Here is a 2,108-nt window from a genome sequence, read left to right on the forward strand (position 1 = left end):
CCGCCAGACGGCGCACGGGCTCCGCCTCCGGCCGGCAGAGGAGGCACAGAAGCAGCCACTCGCCAAAGGTCCGGCAGGCGGCCACGGCCTCCGGCGCCGCGGGGAGGGCGGCGGAGGCCGCCAGGCGCTGGAGGCGGGTCTCGGCAAAGTAGAGGGAGTGCAATAAGATCAGCTTTTCCTTGGGGCGGGTCATGGCCACGGAGAGGACCCGCTGCTCCTCCGCCAGGTTCTCCCGGCGGAGGGTCTCCTCGATGGCCGTCCGGGCCAGGGTGGGGTAGCGGATCTNCCGTTTCAAATCCACCCGGCGGGGGCCCAGGCCCAGGGCCGGGTGCACCAGGACGGAGGCGTCGAAGTCCTGGCGGGAAAAGGCGTGGTCCAGATCCGCCAGGATCACAATGGGGAATTCCAGGCCCTTGGACTTGTGAATGCTCATGAGGCGGACTCCCCCGGAGNCGGACGCGGAGGCGGCGGGAGGGGCCTTCCCCTCCNCCAGCNGNCGGCGAAGCTGGGTGACAAAGGCGAAGAGGNCCCGGCAGCCGCCGGATTCCAGCTTCTCCGCCTGGCAGGCCAGGGTAATGAGGTTCTCCCGGCGCTCCAGCCCTCGNTCCATCGCCCCATAGAGGCCCAGGAGGTTCAGCGTGTTGTAGATGTGCCAGAGGAGGCGGTGGACGCTCATGTCCCGGGCCGAGAGGCGCAGGGCGTTCAGGGTCTTNAGAAAGGCGGCGCAGTCCGGGGAGTCCGAGGAGGACACGGCCTGGTAAAAATCCCCCTCGGGGGCGGCGGCGCGAATCTCCGCCAGGCGGTCCGGGGTGAAGCCGAAGATGGGCGAGCGGAGGACGGAGATCAAGGGCACGTCCTGGCGGGGATTGTCGATGAGCTCCAGCAACGACACGGCGGTAGAGACCTCCATGGTTTCAAAAAAGCCGGAGTCCTCCTGAAAGGAGCAGGGGATCTCCCGCTCCGCCAGGGCGGCGGCGAAGGCCGCGACGCGGCTGCCGGGNGAGCGCATGAGAATGACAATGTCCTCCGGCTTGCAGGGGCGGAGGGTCCCGTCCGGGGCGGTGACGGGGAAGCCCTCGTCCAAGAGCTCCCGGATGCGGCGGGCCGCGAAGCGGGCCTCGGCGGTGAGCTTTTTGACGGGATGGGGGTCCTCTGCCGACTTTTGATGGGCGGTGAGGAGATGGAACTCCGTCCGGCAGTCCGTCCGGGGGGGATAGTAGGCCGCGCCGAAGTGGAGGGCCGCGTCCTCGTTGTAATCAAGCTCGCCCATTTCTACGGAAAGTATATTCTCAAAGACAAAGTTGGCGGCGTCCAGAATCTCCTGNCGGGAACGGAAGTTCTGGGAGAGGGTGATTTTCCGGTCCTCGCCGTCCAGGGCCTCTTTGTGGGGCTTGAAGGCGGCGTACTTCCGGAGGAAGATGGTGGGGTCCGCCAGGCGGAAGCGGTAGATGCTCTGCTTTACGTCCCCCACGGTGAAGAGGTTCTTCCCCTCCTTGGAAANGGCCCGGAAGATGGCGTTTTGGACCTCGTTGGTGTCCTGGTACTCGTCCACCAGGATTTCGGCGTACCGGGCGGAAACCTGCTCCCCCAGCTCTGTGGGGCCGCCGTCCGGGCGGACCAGCAGGGTCAGGGCCAGGTGCTCCTGGTCCGGGAAGTCGGCGGCGTTGATCCGGAGCTTTTCCGCCCGGAAGGCGGCGGAGAACGCCGCCGTCAAATCCAGCAGGGCCAGCATGGCGGGGGCCACGGCGGCAAGGTCCTCCAGNGCCTCCTCCCCGGTGACGTCCAGCCAGGCCTGGAGGGGCTTGAGGGCCGCTTTGGCTCCCTCCCAGGTCTGCTTCAGGGAGAGGACCAGGGGGTCCTCCTTCCGGCCCCGGGGGGTAACCAGCTTGGGGAAGGCCACGGCGACGGCCAGCTCCCGGGCGGCTTCCCAGCCGGGGGCCCGGCTCAGGGCGTAAAAGCCCCGGGAGGACTCCAAAAATTTCGCGCCGTAGCCGGAGGTGAGGGCGGCGTCTCCCTCCGTCCGCTCCGCCCCCCGGCGGAGCTGGTCCGCCCAGTGGGCGGCGCGGCGGCGGAGGGAGGCCAGGAGGACCTGGGCGTAGGGGGTGGAG

1 protein-coding gene is annotated in these 2,108 nt (G+C 68.5%); it reads right to left on the reverse strand.

Going from position 1 to position 2,108, the window contains the following annotated elements:
* A partial coding sequence (locus JX325_RS15745; protein ID WP_204792000.1) for a 3'-5' exonuclease occupies positions 1-2,108 on the reverse strand: 2,108 nt, incomplete at both ends.

The organism is Oscillibacter sp. CU971 (assembly GCF_905219725.1).
Taxonomy (GTDB): Bacteria; Bacillota; Clostridia; order Oscillospirales; family Oscillospiraceae; genus Oscillibacter.